Below are 26177 nucleotides of genomic sequence, written 5' to 3'. Positions count from 1 at the left end.
CTTCGTTATTATTGTTTTTTATTTACGTCAAACATGGAAGCATCAGTCGCCATGTCATCAACAACTTTCTTCAACGTTTCGAACGCCATCGGCGTACTTTCGTTGTTCAGGTCTTTACCTTCACCCTGACGTACAACTTTAATGACAGGTTTATTGGTTGCCGCATCAATCAACTCACCTTCGAAAAAGAGGTGCGTGTCCATGGTACGGTGCCCCGTCGCCATTTGCGTACCCGCAACGAGCAGTGCAACCGGGACCACTTCATAGAACTGCAGCCCTTCTTTGCTGGTAGCAACACCGGTGATTGCCCCGCGGAAAATCAGACTGCGCGAGCCTGGCGTCGTAACCAGCGGTTTACGTTTTGCCAGGGCAGTTTTCATTTGGGTATTGGTATAGCTCAACAGCTTATCAAGAACCTGCTGACCGACCTGGGTGGTTGGTTTAGGAACCGGATAATACGTGATCGGGTTATAAACGATGTTATCGTATTTAGACTCATTAAAGTTGGGATCAACCCAACGCAGCACCGGCTGTCCGGTTGCAGATTTTGTTTCCTTCAGGCCGGAGTAATCTTTTAAAAAACCTGAATATTTATCAGGCTGCGTAATTTTTGAAGCACAGCCTGATAACGCCAGTAAACCCGTAAGCACTGCAACTTTAAATAAAGTTTGAGCACGCATGGAACGATCCCTTAGTATTTGCAGATATGCATCTGAAATAATAGCAAAAGGAAATCATTTTGGATGAACTAAAAATGGTAAGGCCCGCACAATTTTATCTTAACGTTTTCTTAATATTCAGCACGAAAAAAATGCTGAACGTAGAAAGAGTTATCACAAATGGGCAGGTCAGATCGTTTTCCGCGCCAGCATTGTTGCAAAGCGTAGTTTAATTCGGTTGCCGTGCTCATCCGTACGATGAAGTTCACCTACGTCTTCGTTATATTTCAGCAGATCCCAACCTGTGTAGTAGCGGCGTAACTCCCCTGTTTTAAACGCAAACGGGAACCCAACGGTGCACGGAAAATCATCGGTATCCATTGCCGCGACGATCAGGTTATACCCACCTGGGTTGGTGCAGCGCTGCATATTTTCAATCAGGCCCGGGATGGTTTTCGCGTCCAGGAACATCATCACCACGGTAGAAAGAATAAAATCGTATTCACCGTCAAAGTTTAGCGCATTGAGATCCGCCACCTCAGCGTGCAGATTAGTCAGCCCTTCCGCGTTTTTAATGCGTTCCAGATTGGCGATGCTCATCGGATTCTTGTCCCATGCGGTAACGTCATAACCGTTGGCCGCCAGGTACAGACTGTTACGGCCATTCCCGCAGCCCAGATCTAACGTTTTGCCCGGGGCAACAATTTTCGCCGCGTCGACGACATCGGAATGCGTGCGGGTCAAATCATATTTCTCAGTAAAGTAGTTTTCGTCACAACGGATCATTATTTATCCTCAGATTTCAGTAATGCAGCACGTTCGGTGCGAATAAGCAGTTTTCCCTGCATCAGCAATGCAAACGTACGTATCAGTAATAGCGCAATGATAAAATTGGTAAAAATAAACAGCGGGATCGCCAGCGTATGAAAAAAACCTGACTCGCTGCCATGCCCTAAATGCAGCCCCGTAGTCGCCAGTGCCGACACGCCGAACGAGAAGCTCCAGAAAGACGCATTAAACGGCTGTGACAAATACCACGGCATCAGGCGTAGCATAAACAGAAGTTGCAGCAGACCATAGCCGAACAGCATTTTGGCTAACGTATCTCCCTCGCCACCGTTCACACTAAGCCACGCGCTACAGGCGACCAGCGCAGGCGCCAGTTGTATACCAAGTGAAGTCCGTAAAACCGTTGGCAGCTCGCCGCAGCTTCGTAAACGCTGCAGAATAACCGGCTCGAGGCTGAGCCAGGAAAATACCCCTGCGCCCAAAAACACCAACCCGGCATCGTTGAAGCCAAGCGCACCACAGGCCATGGCGCTGATAAAGTTATTGGCAACGGTTGGCAGATACAGACCCGGTGTGGTGGCCTCTTCCGGGTGCTCGCCACGCCATAATCCAGCCGTTTGCCAGGCTGCATACGCCAGCTGTATCACCACGCCGATGCTGAACAACACAATTGCCAGCGGTCGATACCACGGGACAAAACCAATCGCGACCAGCATCGTTGTAGCCGGAAACAGACTGACAAAACTGCTCATCACCGGATGACGAATTTCCGCCAGTACGCTATGAGGAAAACGCAGTAAACGACTAATAAAGGCCAGCGTCAACAATCCCCAGATGACCATCGCAAGGATCACTAAACCGTCGCCAATCCAGTGGCTTACAAGCCATACCTGGCTGGCATATCGCCACGCGAACCCCATCCCGATGATGCCCAGTACCATGCCAAAATAACCGGCCGGAAGATTGAGGACTCGCTCACTTTGCTTGCTCTTACTCATTTTGTTTATTTTTTAAAGTATATTTGAAATGCATTTTATGGAATTTCCACGAATTTAGCCAGTGCGGAAAACTTTGCTACGTTTAACTAAGGTGCGCAACATGGAAATGAGCTATGACCAAATATCGTCTGGGCGATGAACCTCGCGCCTTTAGTTACCAGGATAATGGCAATAAAAAGAGCGTATTACTACGCCAGATAATTGCGCTCATTGATTTTAATGATGTTAAAGCCGGTACGCTCGGTGGCTGGATTGATGATGAAAGCGTGCTTTCGCAAAGTGGCGATTGCTGGATTTACGATGAGAATGCGCTCGCGTTTTCCGGCGCGACGATATCCGGAAATGCCCGTATTACACAGGCAAGCGTGGTCAGAGATGGCGCGCAGATTGGTGATGCCGCCTGGATTGACCGAGCAGAAATCAGCCATAACGCGCAAATACGTGACAACGTCACCATTCGGGATTCTGTTGTTCGCGGTGAGTGCCTTCTCTGCGGTGATGCGCGCGTTGTGTGTGACTCTGAAATTATCGCCGCCAAAGGACTTACTCGTGAAAACGACCAGCTCCTGCAAATTTACGATCGGGCGACAGTCAGCAATTCACGCGTGGTGCATCAGGTGCAGATCTATGGTGATGCAATTATCAACTATGCCTTTATAGAACATCGGGCTGAAGTTTTTGATTTTGCACGGGTTGAAGGTAACGAAGAGAATAATGTCTGGATCTGCGATTGCGCTAAAGTCTATGGACATGCGCGTGTCATCGCCGGAACTGATGAAGACGCCATTCCTACCCTGCGCTATAGCTCGCAGGTGGCGGAACACGCGGAGGTTGAAGGTAATTGTGTGCTGAAGCACCATGTGCTGGTCGGGGGGCATGCAAAATTACGCGGCGGCCCAATTCTGCTGGATGGGCACATCCTGATTGAAGGCCACGCCTGTATTCTGGGTGAAGTGCTGATCGAGCATCATATTGAGATAACCGGTCAGGCCCAAGTTGAAGCCTTTGATGGCGATGCGATCCATCTGCGCGGGCCAAAAGTGATCAACGGCGAACAACGTATTACGCGCACCCCTATCGCCGGTTTATTCTGAAGAGTCATCAATGATGCGGGCATAGAGATTCACATCATAGTAATCGCCATTGAGGAACTCCGCTTGTCGTAAGCATCCTTCCAGTTGAAAGCCATTACGCAACGCCACCTGGTTGCTCTTGACGTTATCTACACGACATTTAATCACGAAGCGGCGAATCTCCTGGCGCTGCGCATAATGCTGAATCAATGCCTGTAGCGCCTGAGACAGAATACCTTTGCCCTGGTGATCTTCGTCCAGCCAATAACCAATATAAGCGGCTCTGTTCAGCGGTTCTATCTGGTTAAACGAGATAACGCCAGCCACCTCCCCTTGTTCGAAAATAAGGAACATTTTGGCGTAGCCGCGCTGGTGCAACATCATATTGCCCTGCACATTCTTGCGGGTGTCCTCCACAGAAGTCACAAACTGCGGCCAGTTCAGCGACTGCTGGAGCCAGACTTTATTTTTAAGCACCAATTGATGCAGAGGGGTGACGTGTTGTTCTTCGACGGCACGCAGTTCCAGCGCGTCACTAACGATTATTATTTCTGACATGTTTATCTCCTTTGCAATCGTAAACGGGGCATTTCTGACTGGCAGTAGCCGATATTACTCTGTTTAGAGTCGGGAAAGTCTTATTTTTATGCTGTAACAGCAATCACTTAGAAAGAATCTCTGGCGTGGAACCCGTTACTCTGGTGATCCGGGTATCCCTTCATGGATAGACCGTAATGATGACAATAACACTTTCACTTTATTGCTAAGGAGCAAGCATGGCAGCACCTTTGGGTCGTTTAGCACTTATTCCGCTTTTACTGATTACCGCCTGTCACCAACCCGTTTCCTCCACTCAAGCAGGCCCCGTTCCCTTTGCAGTCAATCAGCAACAGGTCGTGGATAATACCACGCTGGAAATTTCCCGTAGCGCACTGGAATATAACATTCATAAAGTTCAGCAACTGCTGGCAGATAAAACCCGGATGTGCGCCATTCTTAAAGGAGACGCGTATGGCCACGATCTCTCACTGGTAACACCGGTGATGATGCAAAACGGCGTGCAATGTATTGGCATCGCCAGCAATGAGGAGATTAGAACCGTTCGCCAGTCAGGCTATACATCACAGCTCATGCGCGTTCGCAACGCGACGGAAAAAGAGATGCGCCAGGCAGCGGACTTCGATACCGAAGAGCTGATCGGTAATCTGGATATGGCTAAGCGTCTGAGTGCCATTGCTCAGGAGAAAGGTAAAATCATTCGTATTCATCTGGCACTGAACTCTGGCGGTATGTCGCGTAACGGTCTGGAAGTCAGTACCGCTGCAGGTCTGGAAGAAGCCCGCGCCATTTCCGCATTACCCGGCCTGAAAATTGATGGCATCATGTCGCATTTCCCGGAAGAAGATGCTGCGGTGGTTAGACGCGATCTGGCCCGTTTCAACACGCAATCGGCCCAGGTACTGAAAATTACCGGGCTTAAGCGCGAAGATGTCACCCTGCATGTTGCGAATACGTTCGCCACCCTGACCGTTCCAGAATCCTGGCTCGACATGGTCCGTGTTGGCGGTATTTTTTATGGCGATACCATCGCCAGCACCGAATACAAACGCGTCATGACATTTAAATCCGCCATCGCGTCGGTAAACCATTACCCCAAAGGAAACACCGTCGGATATGACAGAACCTATACCCTTAAACGTGATTCCGTTCTGGCCAATATCCCGACAGGTTATGCCGATGGTTATCGCCGTGTATTCAGTAACGCGGGACACGTGCTGATCCGCGGCCAGCGGGTTCCGGTACTGGGTAAAACATCCATGAATACCGTGATCGTCGATGTGACCGATTTACCGCAGGTTGCATCTGGCGATGAAGTGGTGCTGTTCGGTAAACAGGGAAATGCGCAGGTTAGCGCAGAAGAAGTCGAAGAAATTAGCGGCGCGCTGTTCACTGAAATGTCGATCCTCTGGGGGGCGACGAACAAACGCGTGATGGTCGATTAACACCTAAAACAGGAAGGGCTTCCTTTTCTCGCTGGAAGCCCTTTTACACAGCAAGCGCCATTCTACTTAGCTCTCACTGACACTCTCTCTTTGCAAAATTTTGAGCAAATCTTCCTTCAGGTGGAGTTTCTGTTTCTTAAGACGAACAATGTCCAAGCTATACCCCCGACCATCCGAACCTTCCAGTCTGGAGATCTCATGATCAAGGCTGTTGTGTTTTTCGAATAAGGACAGAAAGCGAGGGTTCTCGGATTTCAGTCGGGAAATAAGGTCTCTGTATTCTGGAAACATACTTTCTCCCTGTTAGTGGACAAGAACGTGTATAAGAAATACACACTCACAGAGTACCCATTTGCCATACAGAAAAATGCGAACAGGATCGAGTAAATAGTGTACAGAGTCGTTATGAGGATGAATGCAGATACGGCTCCCCATCAGGAGAGCCGTAAAGAGAGTGATTAACGCATCTCGCGGTCGTCAACGTACTGACGTTTATCCGGCGCTGGTGGGAAGTACTGATACAGCCAGGTTTCGCTGATGGCGTCACCCTGACAACGCAGGAACATACGCATATCTACCGGATCGGTTGAGTCAGAGGTCGGATACCAGTCAAACTGAATGCGATAACCGCCGATTGGTTCCACGTAGAGGATCTCAATCTGTTTCGCTTCACCGCTTGAGAGCGTAATCACCGGTTCAATGCCTTTCGGCGCAGCAGCTTTTAGATCGCCACCAACAAAATCAACGGCAAAACGGCGCGCCCATTTTTCCGGGTAGTGCTCGCCCGGTGCCCATCCTTCCGGAAAACCGCCCATGCCTGTCCGGGTCGCCATCACGCGAGCCAGCGGTGAACGCACCGGCGGCTGAGCGCTCCAGTACAGGCGATATTTGAATTCCAGCTCATCGCCGGCTTTGATCTTCTTCTCAGGCTGCCAGAAGCAGACAACGTTATCCAGCGTTTCGCCGGTCGTCGGGATCTCCATCAGGCCGATGGTCCCCTTGCCCCACTGGTTTCGCGGTTCGACCCACAGGCTTGGACGCTTGTTATACCAGCCCATGATGTCCTGGTAATGGGAGAAGTCGCGATCGAGTTGCAGCAAGCCAAACCCTTTCGGGTTGTTATCGGTATAGGCGTTGAACTGCAGCTTTTGCGGGTTATTCAGCGGGCGGCAGATCCACTCGCCATTGCCCCGCCACATCGCCAGACGATCGGAGTCATGAATTTGCGGGTGAATAGTGTCGCACATTCGACGCTCATTGTTACCGCAGCTGAACATGCTGGTCATCGGCGCAATGCCGAGCTGCTTGATGTCTTTGCGCGCATAGATGTGGTTTTGCACATCCATAATCACCTGCGTTTTCTCGCAGTGGATCACGAACTTGAATGCACCGGTTACGCTTGGGCTGTCGAGAAGTGCATACACGGTAAAGGAGGTTGCGCCCGGTTTAACCGTCTCGAACCAGAAAGAGGTGAAATCAGGAAACTCTTCTTTGCTGTCGGTGTAGGTATCTACCGCCAGACCGCGGGCCGATAAACCGTACTGATAGGTGTCATCCACGGCGCGGAAATAGCTGGCACCCAGAAAAGAAACGACATCGCGGCGGGCCAGTTCTGGCGCTTTAAAAACACGGAACCCGGCGAATCCGAGGTCAGTCTGCCCTTCCAGCTGTTTGGTATCCACGCCCGCATCGTTATATTTAAACAGTTCCGGACGGAAGTGAATTTCACGCGCCATATGCGTACTGCCATCAACCGAGAACATGCGTACACGGCGACGAAAACCCATTCCCACGTGGAAGAACTGCGCATCAAGCTGACGATTTTCAACGTTATTCCACAGAGACTGCTCTGCGTCATATTGAATGCTGTTGTAGGCCTGCGGCGTCAGTTTCGCCAGCGTGTCCGGTAACGCGCGCGGTGCGCCGCCCCAGGGTTTCTGTGCTAAGTCATGGGCCATCGATTGCAGAACGGAAAAATCAAAACGTACGGTTTTTCCGTCTGCAATGTCAGACTCTGCCGCAAAGGCGGCGCGGGAAAAGAGTGATGCAATACCACTGGTTCCGCACACGGCGGCCATTGCCATTGAACCTTTAATAAATCGTCTGCGATTCATGCCTGAAAGTGAGTCCTTCTGGTCGTGTAAATGGTCCCGCGCCGGTCAAAATCAGCGGCAAGAGAGTGCACATTTCTGACCGCTCACTCTAGACAAAATTCATTAATAATCCAATTGTTGGTCGCCGATTATCTGTACAAAATCGAAAATATTTTATGTCGATGGGAACAGACCGAATCCCATGTAAATTCCATTAAAGTAAACCACACCGACGTTTACTTCGCTCTTGCGCCTCCTGATACAGCGCAAACTCGTCATAAACCGCGCAACCCAGCGCCTGTTCAAACGCGTCGCGGCTGGAATTCCCGTGGCTGCGAGCCTGCGTTTCATTCCCCAGATTGGACTGGAAAATCCCTGCGGCGCTCACCGGTAAAAAATCTTCGTAGGTGATGGGTTGCGCAACCAGCCACCCTCGCTCAATGAGCGGTTGCGGGTCGTCATCCGGACGGATTGCCTGGCGATGCGCTTCGCCTGATGGCGTCAGTCGATAACGAAACCAGGCGAGTCCCTGCTGGCGCAGCAGAAACTCACTGTCCGGGAACGCCTTGAACACCTCCTGAAGATGTAACTGGTGCGTCAGATTGTCTTTCCCCGTTCCCGCTTTATTCAGCAATTCGTCGTATAACGCTCTACCTTTCGGCGTCAGGGCCACACCGCGCTGTTCGATTTCACCGAAACGTGCCGTGTGAGTGCCGCGCATTTCACCGGCAAACAACACCGGTTCTTCCAGCGCTTTGAAACTCGTCTGACGTAATAAAATGGGCACCTCGCGGCGTGGCGGCCCTTCAATCAGTATTTTCGGTTCAATGCCGCATTCCGGCATCATCGACTGCACCCGGTCGATATCCAGCGTACGCGGCGTCAGGTGGTTGATATGGCAACCGGGGAAACACACTACATCAGCAATCAGCCGGTGTTCGTTATGCAATGCGTGATAGGTCTCTTCATCGACCGTGGCGTGCTGATGCCAGCGGAATGTTTCCAGCGCTTCATGCACAAACTCTTGCGCCTGTTCAGATGTAAAACTGCCCTGCGCATCAAATTCATCCAGCAGCTCGTGACAACGGCGAGTGAAAATATCGCGTTTCGCAAGGATCTCAGCGGCTTTTTGCCGCAGCGCGGCGTTTTCGATTAGTTCGAGCCGTAATAACGAGGTGAATACCCGAAACGGGTTGCGCGATAGCGAGGCATCGTCGATGGGACGAAAGGCTGTGGAATGTACGGGGACGCCTGCCTGGGAGAGATCGTAATAACTCACCGGATACATGCCCATAACGGCAAACATTCGGCGCAGCGTAGAAAGCTCCTGCGCGGTACCCACTCGAATAGCGCCATGGCGCTCAACGTTTAGCCGGGCCAGTTCATCCGCATTCGCCAGTTTTTCATGCAGCGTCGGATTATTTTCCAGTACCGCCAGATTCACATCAGCGACAAGTTCCAGCAACGTGCCGTATTGCGGGACTTCCTGCTGGTACATTGCTGACATTGCCTGCGAAAATTGTTCCCGAATCTCATCTGCCGTGATGGTGTTCGCCATAATGTCATGCCTCCAGTGAATATTACCTGGAGTGTAGAAAACACCGCTGACTCCGGTGGGAAGAATTTACAAAGTGTGACCCCGCGTAAACTTCCCACCCATATAAACGATGAACAGTACCTACTGACGGGGTTTCAAATGGCTTTCCAGCCAGGGGAGCATCTGTTTTTTACGGCTAAGCATACCTTCTACCTTGCAGGGTTGCGGGATGTCTGAAAGTTCTGCTCCAGCAAACCACAGGCTGGTGTCACCCAGATTGATGTCGGTGAGCATCAGCACGACCAACGCAGCATTCTTTTCCTCTGCATAGCGCGCCATTTCCTGACGGAGATCGTCCAGCACCGCATCCACCTGTTGCAGCGCATACAGTTCAAGCTGCGCTACACAGACTGAATGTCCATGGATGGTGAAGGTTTTAATGTCTTTCTGCAAAAGTTCGCGGGCGCTCATCCCTTCCACGCTTGTTTTGGCTGACAGCAGGTCGCGACTGAAAGCGTCAAGATCCACTCCGGTTTTTTGGGCCAGCGCATCAACCGCCAGGCGATCGTCAGTGGTGGTCGTTGGTGAACGAAGCGTGACAGTGTCACTCAATACGGCGCCGAGCAGTAAAATAGCCTCAGCGGAAGATAACTGGTTGCGTTCATCTTCCGGCATCAGTTGCCACAGCAGGGTTGCGCTACTGCCGACGGGCTTCACCCACACTTCCGGTGGCAGACGGGTGACTAACCCACCAAGTCGGTGATGATCGATAATTCCCACCACGTTACTTTCTGTCAACGATTCCGGCCCCTGAGCAGGCTCGGTGAAATCGACCAGCCAGACATCACGATCGGTCAGTTCAAACGTCAACCGTTCAGGCATCGTCAGCCCCGCATGCTCAAAGATAAACTGCGTTTCGCGGTTAGGCTCGCCCAAACGCCATGCCGTCGCCTGCTGGCCACGTAAACTAAGCCAACGAGCCGTCATTGCGGCGGTGCAGATGGCATCGCTATCGGGATTAAGGTGCCCTATTACATGTATCATTCATCAGTGCCTTGTGAAGAGAAATCGTTCAAAAGTAAACAATAACCAAAGTATAACGACTGAACATACTCCCTTCCATGATCCCACCACCCAGCAACGCTGTACAAAACATAAGCAAAATAAATCAGTTGTAAGTAAAACATGATAAATGTTAATAATATTTTGCTATCAGGTTATCAAAAACAAACAACTTTACTTGTCACCGATACGGCTCTGTTTTTAACATCGCTTATGGAAAAAAATGTTCTGTTCAATCAGCGCATTCGCTTGCGCCATCTTCATACTTTTGTCGCCGTTGCACAGCAGGGAACGTTGGGGCGCGCGGCTGAGACCCTTAACCTGAGTCAACCGGCACTCTCCAAAACGCTAAATGAACTGGAGCAACTGACCGGGACCCGGCTCTTTGAGCGTGGCCGCCTTGGCGCGCAGTTAACGCTGCCAGGAGAGCAGTTTCTTACCCACGCGGTAAGAGTGCTGGATGCGCTCAACACTGCCGGGCAAGCGTTAAATCAGCGCGAAGAATCGCAGACTGATGTCGTACGGATTGGGGCCTTACCCACCGCGGCACTGGGCATTCTGCCTGCGGTAATTGGTCCTTTCCACAAGCAGCAAATGGAGACCACGCTACAAGTCGCCACCATGAGCAATCCGATGATTCTGGCAGGTTTAAAATCCGGGGAAATCGACCTTGGCATTGGTCGTATGGCCGATCCGGAATTGATGGTCGGTCTGAATTATGAATTGTTGTTTCTGGAATCACTTAAACTGGTCGTGCGCCCTAACCACCCGTTGTTGCAGGAAACCATTACGTTAAGTCGGGTAATGGAGTGGCCGGTGGTGATTTCGCCAAAAGGAACCGCGCCTCGCCAGCACGCAGAAGCATTGTTGCAAAGTCAGGGCTGTAAAATGCCGCCTGGCTGCATTGAAACACTGTCAGCATCGCTCTCCCGCCAACTGACGGTTGATTACGACTATGTATGGTTTGTCCCTTCAGGTGCGGTTAGAGAGGATTTACGCCAGGCGACGCTGGTATCGTTGCCGATACCTACCCACGGGGCGGGTGAACCCATCGGGATTCTTACTCGTGTCGATGTGCAACTCTCTCAGGCCGCGCAGATCCTTATCGCCGCAATACGCAAAACCGTACCTGTTTAATCGTATTGATGATTGGGCCTGTTAGTACCTACAGGCCCAATTCATGTAAATGTTCAATATATGGACGGTGAAACCGTCATAAAACACAGCTAAAAGCGTATTTTTTCTTAAAAGCAATTTAAGCAACACTTATTATTGATGATATCTCTGTCGAATAATGGCGGACGAAATCCCCGACACAAACTTACATCTAAAAATTTCTTCTTGGAATTCAATGAAGAATAAAAAATCAATCCAATTAAGTTAATTTCATATTACATTAAATAATTAGCTATTACCTCTAAACAAATTCTTAAAAAACACTAACCTCAGCTTCACCCGCTATTCAGTCAGAATCTCACGACATATAATGTTTTCGCCATTTAATTTGTTATTAAGGAAAATAACGTGAAATTTGTTAATTGTTTAAGCGCAGTAGCGCTTCTGGTCGCAGGTGCTACTTTTCAGGCCCAAGCGGCTGGTTCTGATTCTGCAAACATTGATTTTTCAGGAAATATTACATCATCAACCTGTGATGTCAGTATTGATGGTATTTCTGCTTCCAAAGAGGTCAAACTGCCAGATATCACTGTTCCTGCGATGCAAGCGGCTGTCAGTAGTCCTGCGATGAAAACCAAATTTCAGATCACCGTTAAAAACGGCGCCACTGAACCAGCGGGTGGTAAAGTAAAAGGGCAATTTTCAACAACCGGTAATTACAATAGCACCAGCAAAGCATTGTTAAACGCTGCCGCAGGAGATAAAGATGCGGGTTTCCAGGTAGAAGATACCGCAACCAGTACCATTATCGATTTTACATCAGCCACACCGCAATCTGAAGCCACTTACGATACCACCAACGGTGCAGTATTTAATTATACCGTCGGTTATATCTACTCAGGTTCTGGTACGCCGACTGTTGGTGTAGTGAAAGCGAATACCACCTTTGTAACAACCTACCCCTAACAAGCTGTATAAGATCAACATTAGTTAATAACTCTGCTGCAACTTTAATTCAAGGTTGCAGCTATTTAACCAAGACACAAATGATATGATTCCACAAAATACATTCAGATTAATTATATTTTCTGCCGCTATCTCTTTTAGCTATTCGTCAGTCGCCAGCATAGTGATTAACGCTACCCGTGTTATTTACCCTTCCGACGCGAAGGAGGCACTAATTAAAATGGTTAATCAGGGGCAACAACCTTTATTAGTCCAGTCCTGGTTAGACGATGGTCATGAAGATGTTGATCCGCAAACCTTAAACGTTCCTTTTATCGCCTCCCCCCCAGTCAGTCGGGTCGATCCTAAACAGGGACTGACCGTACGCTTAAACTGGGACGGGCAACCGTTACCCACCGATCGTGAAAGCGTGTATTGGTTTAATGCACTTGAAATCCCCGGAAAAAATAAAGATGCCGCTAAATCAAATCAGCTGCAGATCGCGCTGAAAACCCGCATCAAGGTTTTTTATCGCCCCGCATCCCTTCCTGGTTCGGCGGATGACGCAATCCAACATCTGAAATGGAGCCTTGCAAACCAAGGTAAACAAATTTGGGCGACGGCGAAAAATGACTCTCCTTATTTTGTTTCGCTTGTTGGCGCTAACATCACTTCCGGGGGGAAAAAATACAAAATTGAGCCCGACATGGTCGCCCCTTTTTCCAGCGCCAGCTATGAAGTGAAAACGCTCACCACTCCCCGGCTAGAATCCGTTTCATGGACAGCAGTCAATGATTACGGGGCTAACGTTGACGTAACGGATAAATAAAAAAACGCGTGCAAGGATTGCTCTATGTCAATGTCAAAACACCGGTTAGCGACCTCAGTATGGGTATTATTGGCTATTTGTCAGACAGGTTTTGCTGACGATAATTACATTGAATTCAACGATGACTTTATCTTCAGCAATGCAGGTAAAAAATCGGCAATCGACGTGTCACAATATGCACGCGGCAACCCGGTGAAACCCGGTATATATACCGTCTCAGTTTGGATTAACGGTGAGCAACAGCAAACTGCAAAGATCCAGTTTATTGACAACCACACCCCGAACGCGTCTCCCTGCCTGACTCGTGAGGTGCTCGATGAAGCAAACGTTGATGTAAGCAAACTCCCCACGGCAGATGCGGACGAAGGTGAATCGCAATGCTATATCCTGGCGGATTATTACCCCTCATCCAGCGTGAGTTACGATCCTAATTCACAGATCCTGATGCTCACAATTCCGCAACTGTTTCTCGTCAGCCACCCTGCGGGTTATGTCAACCCCGCACGCTGGGATGCCGGTATTCCTGCTGCAATACTGAACTGGAGCTTCGGCGGTTATCACAGTGAAAATGACGGTAGCGCCTCTGACAGTGGTTATCTGGGGCTCGGCTATGGTCTCAACCTTGGAGCATGGCGGTTACGTTCCAGCGGCGCGCTGAACTGGACAAAAGACGATAGTGCAACCTGGGACAGCTACGATCTCTATTTAGCACGGGATTTACCCCCTATGCGGGCACAAATGGAACTGGGCCAGGTCACCTCTCGCAGCGAAGTACTGGATAGTATCGGCATTAAAGGCATACATCTGTATAACGACAAACGCATGGATCCGCATGATGGTCGCTACGTTCCCGTCATCAACGGCGTGGCCAACAGTAATGCCAAAATTACCGTACGACAGCAGTCGCGCATCATCTATGAAACCACCGTTCCGCCAGGTCCTTTTGCTCTGAAGGATTATTATGTGGCAATCAACGGCGCTGACCTCGACGTTACCGTGGAAGAAGCTGATGGGTCAAAACGGTTATTCACCGTACCGTATGCCTCTGTTGCTCAGTTAATGACCAAGGGTGAAGTTGACTGGGATTTTGCCGTTGGGACATTAGACAACAATGACAACAGCGACTCCCCATGGGTGCTCACCACGAACGGTAATTATGGACTGAGCGATATTTTCACGCTGTATGGCGGCATACAGTCAATGGAAGAAGACTATCTGGCGGGGATGCTGGGTCTGGCGATGAATACGCGTCTTGGTGCTATCGCAGTCGATGTTATCCACTCTCGTGCTTCACTTGAAGATATTGGCGCTCTGCAGGGGCAGAGTTACCGTGTAAGCTACAGTAATGTGCTGGACGCAACACAGACCAATTTCAGCTTTAGCGCCTATCGATACAGCACCAAAGATTACCTCTCGCTTAATGACGTCATCTCTTTGCAAAATAGCATCGATAGTTATAGCGACGATCACGATACTAACCGTAACGATGCGTATCGCAACAGCTACAGTCATTCCAAAAATGAGCTTCAGGCTAACGTCAATCAACCTATTGTCCTCAACGGAGAGGATTACGGCTCATTCTATCTCAGCGGCACCTGGACGAGTTATTGGGGTAGCTCAGACAAAACGTCTCAGTATTCGCTGGGCTACAGCAATACTTTCCGCACCATCTCGTGGAATATCTCGCTGCAGCGTAGTTATAACGAATGGGGTGATGAAGATGACAGCCTGTACGTTGGGTTGAGTATTCCTTTTGGTAGCAACGCTCAAAACGATCAACCAGCATTCTCCAGTCTGAACCTCAGCGCCAATAGCGACTTTAGCGGCAACAATGGTTTCACCAGTACGGCCAGTGGTAACAGTAGCAACAATAAATGGAACTACAGCCTCAGTACTACCGCTAACCAGGCCAGCCAGGGAGAAGACACCTATTCCGTCAGCGGATATTCCACCTATAACGGCGCGCATGGAGCGACCAGCGTTTCCGCTACAGTCGATAAAAATCATAACCAGCAGTATTCCCTAAACAATAACGGCGGTGTGCTGTTACACAGCGGTGGATTGACGCTGTTACCGGGTAATGTCAACGCACAAAGCGCCATAGCCCTTATTGAAGCGCAAGGTGCAGATGGCGCGACCACCACCAATGGGTATGGTGAGATTGACAGTGCCGGATATGCAGTTGCCACCAGTCTTTCGCCTTATGCCGAGAATACCGTCGGGCTGGATCTCAGCACCATCAAGGCAGACGTCGAAGTGAAAAACACCTCCGCCGCCGTGGTTCCGCGCGATGGCGCCGTGGTGAAAGTCACCTTCGCCACCCAGCAAGGTCAATCGGTGTTTGTCACGCTCAGACGTAGCGATAACAGTTTCATTCCATTGGGCGCGAACATTCTCAATGAACAGGGAGAATCCGTTGGCGCAATGGGTCAGGCGGGCCGCGCCTTTTTACGCGGGATCGAACAACGTGGCAGCCTGAAGGTTATTTGGGGGAGCGACGCCGCAAGCTACTGCGATGTGAGCTACCAGATCCCTGACGCGCCCGCGATGATCGGAAAATCAATTCGTCTGGAGACGTTAATTTGCCAGATGCCAGGAGCCGGGAAATAGCTTATGCGCCAGGTAATGCTTGTTTCTTTTCTATTATGCAGCCCACATCTCTTTGCGGCAGATGTCGTGGTTAACTTTAAAGCCAATTTGCTTGCTATGACCTGCACCGTCAATATTGTTGTTGGTTCAAGCAAAGCGGTGAACCAGACCATTGATTTTGGTGTATTAACCCGCGCAGAACTGGAAGCTCAGGGCGCTAATACGCTGAAAGATTTTTCGTTGCAGTACAGCAACTGCACGATCGGATCCAGTACAAACCAGACGGTTACCTGGATGAAAACGGGTATTAAAGCCTCTTCGTGGTACAACGGCTATCCAACCGAACTCTATGGTGGGAATAACGGGGCCGCAGCAGTTTTGTATCGTTCTGGCTCCCCAAATTCTCTGTTAGTTCTCAATAGCAGTACGCCGTTTGACTGGACCTCAACTGAGCGCACCAATAAGGCCCTGAACCTGGTTTTATCTCTGCGTCCAACGTCTTACTCAACCACCGCGACAAGTGGCACCTTCAACGGTTCGTTGACGTTCACCACCACCTATCAGTAGGAGCCACCATGAAATTTATACCAATAGCCTTATTGCTGATATCCACGCCGCTATGGGCCGCGAACAGTACCAATACAAATGTATTAACGGTTAAGGCGGAGTTGGTTACTGGTAGCTGTGACATCACCGCCTCCGATGTTGATTTGGGCGACTTAGACGCGAGCGAGTTCGCCGCTGGCGGCGCATGGGCGAATTTATCAGCAACAACGAAGGGTAACGTCCCCACACAGCCCCTGAAGATTAGCTTCCGCTGTGATTCAGGCTCTCTCGCCAAAACGCTGGTGTTGAGCTTTAAGCCGCAAAAAGCGCAACTCACCGGTAATCAGATATTCCCGAATGAATATACCGGTCCGATGACTGCAGCGGGAAACGTGGGCGTTGTGGTCTTTGAGGGGAGAACAAGTCCAGTTGCTATTAATGTGCTTAATAAAGACAATACCTCTGCCGTCAATATTGTTAACTATAAAGGTTCAACCACTACCTATTCTGATATCACCCTTTCGGCTCGTTTTCAAAAAGTGGATTCAGCAAAAACGGTCACTCCAGGTGGCGTATTAAGTCAGGTGCAAATCAGCGTGAGCTACAAATAATGGATAAACGGCAGGTTAATATGAGCACGATGATTTCACGATCAATTTCTTTTGTGGCATTGCTGTTGAACGGAATTTATTCATATCAGGTGCAGGCTAAGGAGTGTTATTTTGACAAAATTAATACCAGCACGGTAAGCGCGGGAACGTTAGCCGTGAATAATTATAACCCATCCAGTACAACACCCGTGCTATTGGGGACGCTCAGTGCGGGAGAATATGGTCACATAACTTGTAATACAGGTAATGATGGTTCTGATTTTTATGGAAGATCCACAGCAACAAGCGGTACGCAATACGATAGTTATACCAGCACCAGTGGTAGTACAAAATATAGCTACAACAGAGTTTTTTTTCCAACGAGCATACCTGGAATATATTATAACATTTACATAGCTAATTCTATTAATGCTACTTATACAGCTTACATTCCGTCTAATACGAGTTGGACACGTGAGATCGATAATGCCGCAGAAGGAGGTTTTCCTGTTGGATTATACATCGAAGTTTGGCAGCGTGGGGTGGTTTCCTCAATAGGTAATGGTGAAGCGCATCCTGTTATAAATGGTGAAGTAGGCAGGTTTAAAGCAGGGAATGAAGATGTAAGTAGTCAACAGGTTGTCGCTACAGTAAACGCATCTTCATTCACCGTAAAATTCGCCACGCCAACCTGTAATTTATCCGTATCCCCCACCACCATCGACTTTGGCGATGTGGGTAATGACAAACCACGAAAAACCTTCACCTTGAAAAATAGCAACTGCGTTAATGCTTCAGGGGTTACCCTTAAACTGACGTCGACCAAAGCGGCTTATGATAATAGCGGGTTGTCTATTCTCGCCAATACCACAACTGGCACCTCAGCAGCGGGCGGACGGGGAGTGGCGGTTTCTTACGAGGGATCGTCCCGGCAATATCTGTCGGCGAATGACACAAATTCTTCAGTGTCCATCGACTTTGGTTCCATCGTAACGGCGAAAGATATCACCATGGCCGGGTTACTCACCTGCACCTCCGCCAGCAATAACAGTACCTGCGATGACTACACCCCTGGCGCGTTCACCGCAGCGGGAACTATTAGTGCCACGTACAAATAGATAGTAAATCCGGTAATACAAAGGATCGTATTACCGGATGGCTGGCCTGTCAGAATGTTTCCCAGTTATCCGTATTTACCGTGTTTGATTTTGGCAGTGAAACCGATGGATGAACGGCAGGTGTAACGCGTCTAATTGCGCTTGTCCCGGTTAAACGGAATGTGCCGACGGCTTCCGTTAAGCGTGCGGCCTGCTCTTCAAGAGAGGCCGCAGCAGCCGATGCTTCTTCAACCAATGAGGCGTTTTGCTGCGTGACCTTATCCATCTCTGAAATCGCCTGGCTTACCTGGACGATGCCCCGGCTTTGTTCATCAGAGGCCGCCGCAATTTCCAGCATAATGTCGGTCACGCGTTTTACCGCATCGACAATATCCGTCATCGTATTGCCCGCAGCGACCACTTCTCCGGAACCCTGGTCAATCAGTCGGACTGATTCGCTGATCAATCCTTCAATCTCTTTTGCCGCCTGAGCGCTGCGGCTTGCCAGCGTACGGACCTCACTAGCCACCACTGCAAACCCACGCCCCTGCTCTCCTGCCCGCGCCGCCTCAACCGCCGCGTTCAGCGCCAGGATATTGGTCTGGAAGGCAATGCTGTTAATAACGGCGGTAATTTCAGAGATTTTCTTCGAGCTGGTTGAGATATTGCCCATGGTTTTAACCACGCCAGAAACCATCTGACCGCCCCGGCTGGCCTTGCCGGACGCATCTTCCGCCAGCGTACTCGCATGATGCGCGTTGTCGGCGTTTTGCTTCACCGTAGCCGTCAGCTCTTCCATGCTGGCCGCCGTTTGTTCAATCGCCGCGGCCTGTTGTTCGGTACGTGAAGACAGATCGGTATTACCCGCCGAAATCTCACTGGTACCGCGGTAGATTTCTTCCGCGCCCTGACGTACCGTGCCCACTGTTTTCGCCAGCGACCGTTGCATTGTCTGCAGATGACGGCTCAGGCGCCCAATTTCGCTGCGCCCAGTGGGTTCCTCTGGCATTGTCAGGTCCCCTTCTGAAATTTGCTCAATGCGCTGGGCCGCACGTAACAGAGGATGAATAACGGTACGGCGCAGAACAATAAACGTCATCACGGTCAGTGCCAGCGCAAGAACGAATGCCCCCAGCATAAAGGCCATGCCAAGCTGTGTACGTTGGTGCGCCTGTTCGCTTAACTGATTCGCCCTGGCGGTACGAATATCGATCGCCTTTAACAATACCTTGTTGTAAGCAGAGTCCAGCGGTCTGGCCTGTTCATTTTCATGGTTGATGATCGCCTCGAACATGCCGTTTTTAGCGTACTTGAGCATAGGCTGTAAGCCATCGATATAGGCTTTGAAATTGGCGCTCAGTTCAGCGTCTAACGCCTCTCCGGCAGTAGTTTTCACCGCACGAGCCATATAAGTATTGAAACCGTCCTGCGATTGCTTAATACGTTTTTCTGCCTCGGCAATATTGGCCTTCATGTCATCCATTTCAGCAATACGGCTCGCCGCACCAGCATGGATCATGTTGATACGCGCGGTGCGTAAGTGGTTAGAGCTGTTAGATAACCCCATCCGGACCTGAATCTCATCGGTTACATCGCGCTGATCGCGATCGGCCTGCATAAGAAAATAACCTGCCAGCCCGGAACTTAAGGCGAATAGCAGAAGGATGCCACCGAGAATGGAGGAAAACAGCGGAACCAGCCGGATTTGATGCAGAAAGCCCAGTTTATGCAGGGCTTGCATCGATGTAGTGTTGTCCATGACCGTCGACTCTCTTGTAGGGTTTATGCGTGAAAACACGCCCGTTAGATAGTCATCGGCAATCCGGGAAGTTTACTTACCGTGAAAAGCGCCGGATTCGTCACACTTTCACAACATAATTCTAAAAAATTCAGGAAAGTGCCAGCGGTGAAATCCGCTGGCCAATGAATCAGTTATCACCAAAATGGATAACGGTACGGATGGATTTACCCTGATGCATTAAATCGAACGCTTCGTTAATCTGCTCCAGAGGCAGGCGATGCGTAATAAACGGATCTAACTGAATTTTTCCGCTCATTGCTTCTTCGACCATACCCGGCAACTGAGTGCGCCCTTTTACGCCGCCAAACGCGGAACCACGCCACACGCGACCGGTTACTAACTGGAACGGACGTGTTTTGATCTCCTGACCGGCACCCGCCACGCCAATGATGATGCTTTCGCCCCACCCTTTATGGCAACACTCCAGCGCCGCACGCATCACGTTAACGTTGCCGATACACTCAAAGCTAAAGTCCACGCCACCGTCGGTGAGCTCAACAATCACGTCCTGTACCGGCTTATCGTAATCGTTCGGGTTGATGAAATCGGTCGCGCCCATTTCACCAGCCAATTTGAATTTCTCCGGATTGGTATCAACAGCCAGAATACGCCCGGCTTTTGCCTGCACCGCGCCCTGAATCACCGCCAGGCCAATACCGCCCAGACCAAATACGGCTACGGTATCGCCTTCCTTCACTTTCGCGGTGTTATGGACCGCTCCGATACCGGTGGTCACGCCACATCCCAGCAGACACACTTTATCCAGCGGAGCCTGCGCGTTAACCTTCGCCAGCGAGATCTCTGCGCAAACGGTATATTCGCTGAAGGTACTGGTGCCCATATAGTGATAAATCGGCTCGCCGTTATACGAGAAGCGCGTTGTGCCATCAGGCATCAGACCTTTGCCCTGTGTCGCCCGCACGGCCTGACACAAGTTAGTTTTACCCGATTTACAGAACTTGCACTCGCCGCACTCTGCGGTGTACAGCGGGATCACATGATCGCCCGGTTTCAGGCTGGTGACGCCTTCCCCCACTTCAACCACAATGCCGCCGCCTTCATGGCCCAGTACCGCCGGGAACACGCCTTCCGGATCGTCGCCTGAGAGGGTAAAAGCATCAGTATGGCACACGCCGGTGTGGGTAATTTTAACAAGCACTTCACCTTTCTTTGGTGGTGCGACGTCGATTTCAACAATTTTTAACGGTTGGCCGGGGCCAAATGCAACTGCTGCACGTGATTTCATTTGTCTCTTCCCATTATTGCAAGGTGATGGTGTTATTTTAGATAAGCACGCAGAAGATGGCCGATCTCAGCCATGCGCACAGCTCGCTGGTCTGGTGTTGTCTCCCCACTGACCAGTTCATCTTTCAGGTGGATCTCAACCATTTCGCCCATCAGACCATTGGATGCGCCGCGTACGGCGGCAATTTGTTGCAGGATCGACAGGCATGGTTCGCCAGATTCCAGTGCGCGCTCAAGCGCATCAACCTGACCGCGAATACGGCGTACACGAGTGAGAATGCGTTTTTTATCTTCGGGTGAATGCGGCATACGCCCTCCATATACTATAGGGGGGTATACTATCAGAATTTTTATGTAATTGTAAATTATAAGAATCATTTAAAATCAGTGAGTTAATAAGAATGTATAGTGGACATATGCAGCCTTTTCGATGCCCCCATTCATGCCCCCAAGAGCATTTTTGCCCCCAAAATCTCCCCCCCAAATTCCTAAAAATTATTTTGTGCGAAGCTCTTTCCAGATTTGAAGTGAGTGGATTTACACGTCCAGCTATCCGTGCCGTTGTGCAACTGGTTAAAACGGATTTCATCGTAAACGGTCGTTTCTCTCGGCAATTTATAAACCGCTGCCGTGTTAATGCCTAAACGCTGCAGCGCTTTAGTTCGTTGATGCCCGGCCACCAGCAAATCGCCGCGAGCGATGAGAGGTTTCACTAGGCCAAGAAACTTGATGCTATCTGCCAGCAGCTCCAGCTCCTTATCGTCAATGTGGCGAGGGTTATATTTGGCACCGTATAGCGGGGTAATATCTGCGTTTAAATCAAGCATCAGCACCCTCCGTAAGCAGTTGCGTTACGAAACCGAACAGTGAGCCATTTTTTTCAACGAACGACTCCAGCCGGGACATTAGTGCCGATGCCTCGATATCCGACAACGGAATCCTTTTCCTACAAAATGTCATGTAATCGATATCAACACCCGGTGTGTCTTCATCGTCATCAAAATCGATTGTCACGCTTTCGCCAGTTAGCAAGGCGCTTAACTCATCATCAGAAAATCCGATGAAACTTAGATTCGCGCCCTCCTCATTCAGCAAATCCAGCTCCATTTTTAACAGTTCTTCATCCCACCCGGCATTTAACGGCAGCTTGTTATCTGCGATGCGGTATGCACGTTTTTGCTGGTCCGTTAATCCCGTCAGGGTAATTGTTGGCACCTGCTCAAGCGCCAGCGATTCAGCAGCGGCGCATCGCCCATGGCCCGCAATGATCACGCCGTCCTCGTCAATGAGTACCGGATTGGTCCAGCCGTATTCCTGAATGCTGGCGGCGATCTGTTCTATCTGTTCCTCTGAATGTGTGCGCGTATTTCTTTCGTAACCATTCAGTTCTGAAATGTTTTTAAAGATGACTAATATCTGTTCAGCCATGATTTACCCGTTTATTATCGGCACCGCCTGCGCAGGCAAGCGGGCCTCGGTTCTATCCACGGCACCCTGTGGGTATGAATGACTGCCGCCAGCTCCAACTGGCGGTGGTCGCCCACCATCCAATAATCACTACGCAGAGTCCGCGCTGAGTGCTGGCCACTGAATTTTTTTGTATAAGCCCATTCTCAACAAGTTTTAACCTGCATATTTTTTAAGGAATAAATTGTGTCTCAGCCCAACATTTATAAATTTAACGAAATTACTGGACGAATTTTTTCAGCTTTATATGATTCATTTCCACAACCCCTTCAGATTAATTTTGAAGACTATCTAACACCACTTACCTCCCCAAATAATCCTGTTGATGAAGTAGCTGATAATTTCTTTGGATGTCAATTTGTATCTGATTCTGCTACATGGATTAAAGAGGCTGGATATATCACATCAGTATCAAGCGATCGTTTTTCGTTCTATGGTACCGTTTTAACAGCAAAGGGGCTGGAATGCCTAAAAAAGGTTCCAACCAGTCTGGACTCTCAACCCTCATTTGGGAAACAACTAGGTGATGCCGTAAAAGGCGGAAGCGTCGATGCTTTGCGAACCATCACGAGTTCGGTCATTACTGTAGGCGCGGCCTTTACTGCACAGCGATTCGGATTACCTATCACTTTTCCCTGATTCTAACGATCAGAACGCCTTATGAAGGCGTTCTGAAGTAACCCACTAAACCGTAAGTTGTAGCTCAGGTTAAATCAACAAAGCCATCGCCAAAAGTGATACACAGTTGATACTTCCATCTGCCACCTCTGCATAAAACGTGATTTAATGCTGTCTAGAGGTAATAGATAACTGCCTTAAAGCGGTTAACCCTTGTAATAAATACAGACTACAGTTCTTTGGCTTGATTATCATCAACCCACTTATCAAGCTCACCATCAGAATGCATTTCAACAACGATTAAATCCGTAGTTTTATGCAACTTACTAACCTTGGTTTCTAAGTCGGAAATACTTGGGTTTAAAACGACAAGTGTCTTGTTGTTTCCGCGATATGGAGAGTTTGAGATATAAGCATAAGGGTGAAATTCTACATTTACATCAGCAATCCCAACAACTCTATCTTTTCTTTTCACTAATGACTCATACATTGTCGAACCAAGTATCTGTTCAATTTTTTTATTATTTTTTGCATTCTGTAACTGCGACACTAGAATGAGAACATCTTTGTCATCTTTCTTTGATGCAATATCATAGACTCGGTTCATTACAGATTCTAGGACATGACTATGTTCGCCAGCAGCTTTAATTCTGTAGGATGCCATCACGTTCTCCTTTACGTTTATGATTATGATTAGATCAAGAAAACTCCCCCAACAATATATCAAATTTCATCGTGACAGCACATAGCACTGGTCACTTAGCTGGGCAAGGGATTCTCACACTAGTTGAGTCAATACCCCCACCAGCAGCAGTTGTAATTTTAGTACCTGGCGCGATAGCTACGTGTTTCACCGTCGAACCGTCCGCGCGCGTCGCCTCGGTGTAGGTCGTGTGCGTGCAACCACTCAGCGCCACCAACATGGCCAGCGCAAAAAGACTTTTCTTCATGTATTCCTCAAACAGAATTTTATACTTTGCTAAAAAGTATTATCCCTTGAAAACGGCGAATTACCCATCTGCTAAATCAGCATAATTCACTGGTTTTGCATGTTGGCCAACACCACTTCACAGGATTTTATAAAATTGAGTATCCGGGGTACATGGCTGTAGGTAGCTGAAAATGCGGACCGTCTTTCAGCGCTCTCCACTCGCCGCCCCATTCAACCGGAATACCTGTTTGCAGGCTCGCCAAGCGAAACGCTTTAGCGATTTGCTCGTAATATTTCCAATCCCATGAGCCGGAAGCCTCACCTGCTGGATACGCGTAGACGTCGATTGCATGCCCGGTGATGTGTCGGCTTTTCATCGTCTGGCTTTTGCCAGCGTCAACCAGTGCCCGCTGCCGTTTTTTAGTGCGCAGCCCCTCAGTAATAGCGAAATCCACCGTGGATAGTGAAAGCGCTACGCGGGCCAGCTTGACTAAATCAGCATTGACTCCAGCCAGGTGTGATTCACTTCGACTGCTAAATTTATAGACCATTATTTTTCCCCATAAAAAAGCCCCGCATTTAGCGAGGCTGGTTAGTTGCTACTTTTTCGTTGCGCTATTCGCTCGCGCAAATCGATGCCGAACCGGTTTTTCAATCCCCAAAAAATAACAGCCTTAATCCCCTTGTAACCCAACATGCCAATCACAAATGCGATCTCGCTGTGGCTTAACGTGACAACCCCTAGTTGTGGGATGGTCACTGTTACGTTTGGGAGGTGCGCCGCTGCAAACGTCATGATCACGGTTCCGATCAAGACGTCACCACAACATTCCCTGAGCCTACCGCCCCAATAAAAAAACCGAACGATTACACCCAATACAACCAACAGAAAAATATCAAACGAGGTTTTATGCGAGCGGTACAGCTCCAACATAAATCCCCACCAACTTGGTATATGCGGCATTATATAAACCATAAATAAGAAAAAATTAACTAACTTATTGTTTTTATGAGTGTAGAAAAAATCTAGGGATTATGAGGCCATTTATGGGCCACACACTTACTTATTACGCTGTAATATATTGGAATACACATTTTTACTCACATAGCTTCACCCTATTCCATTCTCGTTTTAGAATACTCCTTATTACCGCCATGAATTTATCGGTCAATTTAATTAGCTTAACATAGGTGTCTTTAGAGTTTTTTATTTGGCCACTATCAACATCCACAACTAATTCATCGGCAGTCATATTAATAAAACGAATTAAGGAATCAACCTCCTGCGTTTCTTTTTCATCATGATTAAGACTTAAAAGAATTAGGAAGGCCGTTTTATCAATTTTGTTTTGCGATTTTCTAAGTTCATCCAGCGCATTTGAAAACTCTGCATTAGCTTCTTTACATATTTCGAACATTGTTTCCGGGTGAGCAGAGCTTTCGAAATCCTTTGTTGTGTCTTGGTGTTTATGAAGAGAAAGCAAATAATCAACTTTTATATTGTAATGATTAAATGCAAGCGCACAAAAATCTGCTGAATTCAACCTTAATTCATTAATCCAATTTTGTCTATTCGAAGAAATAACTTGAGCATTAATTGTTTTTTGAGCAATAGAAGTCTGTAATTCGCGATCTTCTTTTAACGAGGAAAACTGTGAAGACCTTTCTCCCATCATAAAAATGTGTTGTTTTGCTCGCTCAGCCTGTAGAAATTTCTGCTGTTCCTGACGTTCTTTCTTGACGTTTTTAGCGTTCACATGGAACGTTCGCCAAGCAATTAAAGCGGGAATAATACCCCCCAAGAAAGTAGCACCAACAGTGAGGGCTAGTTGGTTGTAATCTGTTGGGGTATCAATAGTGAGCTTAGGTAAAGAAGATAATTTCAAAAATAACTGGTCAACATTACCGGCTTCTAAAAGTTTGAACGGCACGCCCTGCCACGACATACTTAGTCCTATTCATTAGGTATACGATGAATTTCAATATAGCATTTAAATCATGTACTTGAAATTTTGAAACTTATGATTCTTTGGATTTTGCGTGCTAATTGCAGTTTGACGATCTAACAGGGGTACTGTGCCGTAGCACGTTCGCGAATACCCCTGTCGGATCGCCGGAAAGCAAAAACCCCGCGCTGGCGGAGTTCTCGTTATGTTCAGATTGTTCGCTTTTCGTCGCTGCCATCGTGG

General features: G+C 48.8%; 27 protein-coding genes. 10 read left to right on the top strand and 17 right to left on the bottom strand.

The annotated features are described in order from the left end of the window. Nucleotides 1-8 precede the first annotated feature (8 nt). The 3 genes from SK39_RS22715 to tehA all read right to left on the bottom strand — a co-directional run bounded on the left by SK39_RS22715 (nt 9) and on the right by tehA (nt 2446). Nucleotides 9-680 carry a DUF3313 domain-containing protein gene (locus SK39_RS22715; protein ID WP_003020253.1) on the bottom strand — a complete coding sequence of 224 codons (672 nt, stop codon included), beginning with the start codon at nt 678-680 and terminating at the stop codon, nt 9-11. 168 nt (nt 681-848) lie between these two features. After that, the gene (gene tehB, locus SK39_RS22710) at nt 849-1445 is read right to left on the bottom strand and encodes a tellurite resistance methyltransferase TehB (protein ID WP_003020257.1); all 597 of its coding nucleotides are present in this window, start codon (nt 1443-1445) and stop codon (nt 849-851) included. Next, on the bottom strand, nt 1445-2446 hold the full coding sequence (gene tehA / locus SK39_RS22705; protein ID WP_048217540.1) for a dicarboxylate transporter/tellurite-resistance protein TehA: 1002 nt from the start codon (nt 2444-2446) through the stop codon (nt 1445-1447). The genes tehB and tehA overlap by 1 nt, the downstream gene beginning before the upstream one ends. A 113-nt stretch (nt 2447-2559) precedes the next feature. Between tehA and ydcK the strand changes: the two genes are divergently transcribed. Further along, nucleotides 2560-3540 (top strand): YdcK family protein, encoded by a 981-nt coding sequence (gene ydcK / locus SK39_RS22700; RefSeq protein ID WP_032935675.1) that lies wholly within the window; start codon nt 2560-2562, stop codon nt 3538-3540. On the opposite strand, the gene rimL is transcribed toward ydcK, so the two are convergent. Beyond that, nucleotides 3532-4077, bottom strand: coding sequence for a 50S ribosomal protein L7/L12-serine acetyltransferase (gene rimL, locus SK39_RS22695; protein ID WP_003836113.1), 546 nt, complete (start codon nt 4075-4077; stop codon nt 3532-3534). The genes ydcK and rimL overlap by 9 nt on opposite strands. Nucleotides 4078-4295: 218 nt before the next feature. Between rimL and alr the strand changes: the two genes are divergently transcribed. Then, on the top strand, nt 4296-5522 hold the full coding sequence (gene alr / locus SK39_RS22690) for an alanine racemase (protein ID WP_048217539.1): 1227 nt from the start codon (nt 4296-4298) through the stop codon (nt 5520-5522). A gap of 66 nt (nt 5523-5588) precedes the next feature. Here the strand turns inward: alr and SK39_RS22685 are convergent, their stop codons facing one another. The 4 genes from SK39_RS22685 to SK39_RS22670 form a co-directional block, all read right to left on the bottom strand. Further along, nucleotides 5589-5813, bottom strand: a complete 225-nt coding sequence (locus SK39_RS22685; protein WP_003020276.1) for an HP1242/YdcH family protein — start codon at nt 5811-5813, stop codon at nt 5589-5591. Nucleotides 5814-5980: 167 nt separating this feature from the next. Further along, nucleotides 5981-7636 (bottom strand): glucan biosynthesis protein D, encoded by a 1656-nt coding sequence (locus tag SK39_RS22680; RefSeq protein ID WP_048217538.1) that lies wholly within the window; start codon nt 7634-7636, stop codon nt 5981-5983. Between the two features lie 193 nt (nt 7637-7829). Further along, a complete protein-coding gene (gene hglS / locus SK39_RS22675) occupies nt 7830-9173 on the bottom strand; it encodes a 2-oxoadipate dioxygenase/decarboxylase HglS (protein WP_003020282.1) in 1344 nt (447 codons plus the stop codon). Nucleotides 9174-9293: 120 nt separating this feature from the next. Next, entirely contained in the window at nt 9294-10196 is a 903-nt protein-coding gene (locus tag SK39_RS22670) for a manganese-dependent inorganic pyrophosphatase (RefSeq protein ID WP_016150289.1), read from the bottom strand. A 231-nt stretch (nt 10197-10427) separates the two neighbouring features. On the opposite strand from SK39_RS22670, the gene pcaQ reads away from it, so the two are divergent. The 7 genes from pcaQ (at nt 10428) to SK39_RS22635 (ending at nt 17947) form a co-directional block, all read left to right on the top strand. After that, nucleotides 10428-11351, top strand: coding sequence for a pca operon transcription factor PcaQ (pcaQ, locus tag SK39_RS22665; RefSeq protein ID WP_048217570.1), 924 nt, complete (start codon nt 10428-10430; stop codon nt 11349-11351). Between the two features lie 387 nt (nt 11352-11738). Beyond that, nucleotides 11739-12296 (top strand): fimbrial protein, encoded by a 558-nt coding sequence (locus tag SK39_RS22660; protein WP_048217537.1) that lies wholly within the window; start codon nt 11739-11741, stop codon nt 12294-12296. Between the two features lie 85 nt (nt 12297-12381). Next, complete coding sequence (locus SK39_RS22655; protein ID WP_032935666.1) at nt 12382-13104, top strand: fimbria/pilus periplasmic chaperone; 723 nt, start codon at nt 12382-12384, stop codon at nt 13102-13104. A 24-nt stretch (nt 13105-13128) separates the two neighbouring features. Next, the gene (locus SK39_RS22650; protein ID WP_048217536.1) at nt 13129-15714 is read left to right on the top strand and encodes an outer membrane usher protein; all 2586 of its coding nucleotides are present in this window, start codon (nt 13129-13131) and stop codon (nt 15712-15714) included. A 3-nt stretch (nt 15715-15717) separates the two neighbouring features. After that, nucleotides 15718-16260, top strand: a complete 543-nt coding sequence (locus SK39_RS22645; RefSeq protein ID WP_003843747.1) for a fimbrial protein — start codon at nt 15718-15720, stop codon at nt 16258-16260. 8 nt (nt 16261-16268) lie between these two features. Beyond that, nucleotides 16269-16850 carry a fimbrial protein gene (locus SK39_RS22640; protein ID WP_003836094.1) on the top strand — a complete coding sequence of 194 codons (582 nt, stop codon included), beginning with the start codon at nt 16269-16271 and terminating at the stop codon, nt 16848-16850. A gap of 20 nt (nt 16851-16870) precedes the next feature. Then, the gene (locus SK39_RS22635; protein ID WP_231593828.1) at nt 16871-17947 is read left to right on the top strand and encodes a fimbrial protein; all 1077 of its coding nucleotides are present in this window, start codon (nt 16871-16873) and stop codon (nt 17945-17947) included. 49 nt (nt 17948-17996) lie between these two features. On the opposite strand, the gene SK39_RS22630 is transcribed toward SK39_RS22635, so the two are convergent. The 5 genes from SK39_RS22630 to SK39_RS22610 form a co-directional block, all read right to left on the bottom strand. Beyond that, complete coding sequence (locus SK39_RS22630) at nt 17997-19685, bottom strand: methyl-accepting chemotaxis protein (protein ID WP_003836088.1); 1689 nt, start codon at nt 19683-19685, stop codon at nt 17997-17999. Between the two features lie 169 nt (nt 19686-19854). Beyond that, nucleotides 19855-20973 carry an S-(hydroxymethyl)glutathione dehydrogenase/class III alcohol dehydrogenase gene (locus tag SK39_RS22625; protein ID WP_003836086.1) on the bottom strand — a complete coding sequence of 373 codons (1119 nt, stop codon included), beginning with the start codon at nt 20971-20973 and terminating at the stop codon, nt 19855-19857. A 32-nt stretch (nt 20974-21005) separates the two neighbouring features. Then, nucleotides 21006-21281, bottom strand: a complete 276-nt coding sequence (locus SK39_RS22620) for a metal/formaldehyde-sensitive transcriptional repressor (RefSeq protein WP_003020296.1) — start codon at nt 21279-21281, stop codon at nt 21006-21008. A 179-nt stretch (nt 21282-21460) separates the two neighbouring features. Beyond that, a complete protein-coding gene (locus tag SK39_RS22615) occupies nt 21461-21799 on the bottom strand; it encodes a ParB N-terminal domain-containing protein (RefSeq protein WP_048217534.1) in 339 nt (112 codons plus the stop codon). Next, nucleotides 21792-22400 carry a ParB/Srx family N-terminal domain-containing protein gene (locus SK39_RS22610; RefSeq protein ID WP_048217533.1) on the bottom strand — a complete coding sequence of 203 codons (609 nt, stop codon included), beginning with the start codon at nt 22398-22400 and terminating at the stop codon, nt 21792-21794. Before SK39_RS22610 ends, SK39_RS22615 begins: the two co-directional genes overlap by 8 nt. A 225-nt stretch (nt 22401-22625) precedes the next feature. Here SK39_RS22610 and SK39_RS27225 point away from each other — a divergent pair, with 225 nt between their 5' ends. Then, nucleotides 22626-23078, top strand: coding sequence for a hypothetical protein (locus SK39_RS27225; protein WP_075261977.1), 453 nt, complete (start codon nt 22626-22628; stop codon nt 23076-23078). Between the two features lie 208 nt (nt 23079-23286). On the opposite strand, the gene SK39_RS22605 is transcribed toward SK39_RS27225, so the two are convergent. From SK39_RS22605 to SK39_RS22585, 4 genes are all read right to left on the bottom strand, one after another. Then, the gene (locus tag SK39_RS22605) at nt 23287-23721 is read right to left on the bottom strand and encodes a hypothetical protein (protein ID WP_048217532.1); all 435 of its coding nucleotides are present in this window, start codon (nt 23719-23721) and stop codon (nt 23287-23289) included. Nucleotides 23722-24134: 413 nt separating this feature from the next. Beyond that, complete coding sequence (locus SK39_RS22595) at nt 24135-24539, bottom strand: M15 family metallopeptidase (RefSeq protein WP_048217530.1); 405 nt, start codon at nt 24537-24539, stop codon at nt 24135-24137. Nucleotides 24540-24580: 41 nt separating this feature from the next. After that, nucleotides 24581-24922 (bottom strand): hypothetical protein, encoded by a 342-nt coding sequence (locus tag SK39_RS22590; RefSeq protein WP_048217529.1) that lies wholly within the window; start codon nt 24920-24922, stop codon nt 24581-24583. 163 nt (nt 24923-25085) lie between these two features. Then, complete coding sequence (locus SK39_RS22585; protein WP_048217528.1) at nt 25086-25934, bottom strand: hypothetical protein; 849 nt, start codon at nt 25932-25934, stop codon at nt 25086-25088. Nucleotides 25935-26177: the final 243 nt, after the last annotated feature.

It is taken from the genome of Citrobacter sp. BIDMC107 (assembly GCF_001037575.1).
Taxonomy (GTDB): Bacteria; Pseudomonadota; Gammaproteobacteria; order Enterobacterales; family Enterobacteriaceae; genus Citrobacter; species Citrobacter freundii.
Note: the sequence above shows the minus strand (reverse complement) of the source record. Positions and strands in the feature narration are given on the sequence as shown.

Excerpts from the sequence above, each read along its gene's own strand:
- SK39_RS22640 (WP_003836094.1), top strand. The coding sequence starts at position 16,269 with ATGAAATTTATACCAATAGCCTTATTGCTGATATCCACGCCGCTATGG.
- ydcK (WP_032935675.1), top strand. The coding sequence starts at position 2,560 with ATGACCAAATATCGTCTGGGCGATGAACCTCGCGCCTTTAGTTACCAG.
- SK39_RS22620 (WP_003020296.1), bottom strand. The coding sequence starts at position 21,281 with ATGCCGCATTCACCCGAAGATAAAAAACGCATTCTCACTCGTGTACGC.
- SK39_RS22585 (WP_048217528.1), bottom strand. The coding sequence starts at position 25,934 with ATGTCGTGGCAGGGCGTGCCGTTCAAACTTTTAGAAGCCGGTAATGTT.
- alr (WP_048217539.1), top strand. The coding sequence starts at position 4,296 with ATGGCAGCACCTTTGGGTCGTTTAGCACTTATTCCGCTTTTACTGATT.
- SK39_RS22645 (WP_003843747.1), top strand. The coding sequence starts at position 15,718 with ATGCGCCAGGTAATGCTTGTTTCTTTTCTATTATGCAGCCCACATCTC.
- SK39_RS22630 (WP_003836088.1), bottom strand. The coding sequence starts at position 19,685 with ATGGACAACACTACATCGATGCAAGCCCTGCATAAACTGGGCTTTCTG.
- tehB (WP_003020257.1), bottom strand. The coding sequence starts at position 1,445 with ATGATCCGTTGTGACGAAAACTACTTTACTGAGAAATATGATTTGACC.
- SK39_RS22625 (WP_003836086.1), bottom strand. The coding sequence starts at position 20,973 with ATGAAATCACGTGCAGCAGTTGCATTTGGCCCCGGCCAACCGTTAAAA.
- SK39_RS22715 (WP_003020253.1), bottom strand. The coding sequence starts at position 680 with ATGCGTGCTCAAACTTTATTTAAAGTTGCAGTGCTTACGGGTTTACTG.
- SK39_RS22670 (WP_016150289.1), bottom strand. The coding sequence starts at position 10,196 with ATGATACATGTAATAGGGCACCTTAATCCCGATAGCGATGCCATCTGC.
- SK39_RS22590 (WP_048217529.1), bottom strand. The coding sequence starts at position 24,922 with ATGTTGGAGCTGTACCGCTCGCATAAAACCTCGTTTGATATTTTTCTG.
- SK39_RS22595 (WP_048217530.1), bottom strand. The coding sequence starts at position 24,539 with ATGGTCTATAAATTTAGCAGTCGAAGTGAATCACACCTGGCTGGAGTC.
- SK39_RS22650 (WP_048217536.1), top strand. The coding sequence starts at position 13,129 with ATGTCAATGTCAAAACACCGGTTAGCGACCTCAGTATGGGTATTATTG.
- SK39_RS22655 (WP_032935666.1), top strand. The coding sequence starts at position 12,382 with ATGATTCCACAAAATACATTCAGATTAATTATATTTTCTGCCGCTATC.
- tehA (WP_048217540.1), bottom strand. The coding sequence starts at position 2,446 with ATGAGTAAGAGCAAGCAAAGTGAGCGAGTCCTCAATCTTCCGGCCGGT.
- rimL (WP_003836113.1), bottom strand. The coding sequence starts at position 4,077 with ATGTCAGAAATAATAATCGTTAGTGACGCGCTGGAACTGCGTGCCGTC.
- SK39_RS22685 (WP_003020276.1), bottom strand. The coding sequence starts at position 5,813 with ATGTTTCCAGAATACAGAGACCTTATTTCCCGACTGAAATCCGAGAAC.
- SK39_RS22605 (WP_048217532.1), bottom strand. The coding sequence starts at position 23,721 with ATGGCATCCTACAGAATTAAAGCTGCTGGCGAACATAGTCATGTCCTA.
- SK39_RS22680 (WP_048217538.1), bottom strand. The coding sequence starts at position 7,636 with ATGAATCGCAGACGATTTATTAAAGGTTCAATGGCAATGGCCGCCGTG.
- hglS (WP_003020282.1), bottom strand. The coding sequence starts at position 9,173 with ATGGCGAACACCATCACGGCAGATGAGATTCGGGAACAATTTTCGCAG.
- SK39_RS22615 (WP_048217534.1), bottom strand. The coding sequence starts at position 21,799 with ATGCTTGATTTAAACGCAGATATTACCCCGCTATACGGTGCCAAATAT.
- pcaQ (WP_048217570.1), top strand. The coding sequence starts at position 10,428 with ATGGAAAAAAATGTTCTGTTCAATCAGCGCATTCGCTTGCGCCATCTT.
- SK39_RS22635 (WP_231593828.1), top strand. The coding sequence starts at position 16,871 with ATGAGCACGATGATTTCACGATCAATTTCTTTTGTGGCATTGCTGTTG.
- SK39_RS22610 (WP_048217533.1), bottom strand. The coding sequence starts at position 22,400 with ATGGCTGAACAGATATTAGTCATCTTTAAAAACATTTCAGAACTGAAT.